Here is a 1,557-nt window from a genome sequence, read left to right on the forward strand (position 1 = left end):
CCGGCCGTACGGCCGGACGGGGTTCGTCTTCCCGCATGCGAAGTGCGCCGGTCGGCCCGTAACCCCGGTACGTGCGGCGGATGTTGCGGCGGCGGTGCCTGGCTTGGGCGCGACTGGCCGGTTTCTTATTACGAAACTTTGTTGAGTAAGTCACAGCCGCATGAAGGTCTTGATCTGAGCGCGTCAATCAGCGAGGGTTTCGAGCCAGCCCCCGGAGATCTTCCGGCCGGGGGTCAATCCCCCCACAAAGAATGACGAGGAGACCCCTCTTCATGGCAATTCACAAGCGCGCACGCCGGATCAAGCTGACCGCAGCGATAACCGCGGTGGCCGCGGTCGCCGGAGTCACCCTGCTCAACACCTCGCTCGCCGGCGCCACCCCCGCTCCCGCGATGGGTGTCGTCTACGGCGCCGACGCGGCGAACGCCGTCTCGGGCAGCTACATCGTCATGCTGAACGAGAAGGCCGACAAGGCGGAGCTCGCCAAGGAGTACGGCGGCAAGCTGAACCGCGACTACAGCTCCGCCATCAACGGCTTCTCCGCCAGCGGCCTTTCGCTCACCGAGGCCAAGCGCCTGGCGGCCGACCCGGCCGTGTCCAAGGTCGTCCAGAACAAGAAGTTCCACATCGACGAGACCCAGGACAACCCGCCGTCCTGGGGCCTGGACCGGATCGACCAGACCGAGACGACCGGCGACGACGCGTACACCTACCCGGACAGCGCGGGCGAGGGTGTCACCGCGTACGTCATCGACACCGGTGTCCGTACCACGCACAACGACTTCGAGGGTCGGGCCAGCTCGGGCTACGACGCCGTGGACAACGACGACAGCGCCGACGACGGCAACGGCCACGGCACCCACGTGGCGGGAACCATCGCCGGTGCGACCTACGGTGTGGCCAAGAAGGCCAAGATCGTCGCCGTCCGGGTGCTCGACGACTCCGGCTCGGGCACCACCGAGCAGGTCGTCGCCGGCATCGACTGGGTCACCGAGAACCACGAGGGCCCCTCCGTCGCCAACATGAGCCTCGGCGGCGGCGCGGACGAGGCGCTCGACGCCGCGGTCCAGCAGGCCATCGCCTCCGGAGTCACCTTCGCGGTGGCCGCCGGAAACGAGTCCTCCGACGCGAGCGAGGGCTCCCCGGCCCGTGTCCCGGAGGCCATCACGGTCGCCTCGTCCACGGTGGACGACGAGCAGTCGTCGTTCTCCAACTACGGCTCGATCGTGGACATCTACGCCCCGGGCTCGGACATCACCTCGTCCTGGAACGACAGCGACGACGCCTCCAACACCATCTCCGGTACGTCCATGGCGACCCCGCACGTCGTCGGTGCCGCCGCCGTCTACCTCGCCGGCCACCCGGACGCCACTCCGGAGGAGGTCGCCACCGCGCTGACCGACGGAGCCACCCCCGACGCGATCTCCAACGCGACCGAGGGCACCCCCAACAAGCTGCTGAAGGTCGTCGAGTAACCGACCCCGCAGCCGTGACCGGGTGAGGATGCCCGGCGCAACGGAATCGGCGGCCGCCGCGCCCCGTGGGGGAGGGCGCGGC

General features: G+C 68.9%; 1 protein-coding gene. It reads left to right on the forward strand.

What is annotated here, in order from left to right:
- Positions 1-272: 272 nt before the first annotated feature.
- Positions 273-1,475 carry a S8 family peptidase gene (locus tag ABTZ94_RS37495; RefSeq protein WP_351207933.1) on the forward strand — a complete coding sequence of 401 codons (1,203 nt, stop codon included), beginning with the start codon at positions 273-275 and terminating at the stop codon, positions 1,473-1,475.
- Positions 1,476-1,557 lie beyond the last annotated feature (82 nt).

Origin of the sequence: Streptomyces sp. NPDC002785 (assembly GCF_040295565.1) — a bacterium.
Lineage (GTDB): Bacteria > Actinomycetota > Actinomycetes > Streptomycetales > Streptomycetaceae > Streptomyces.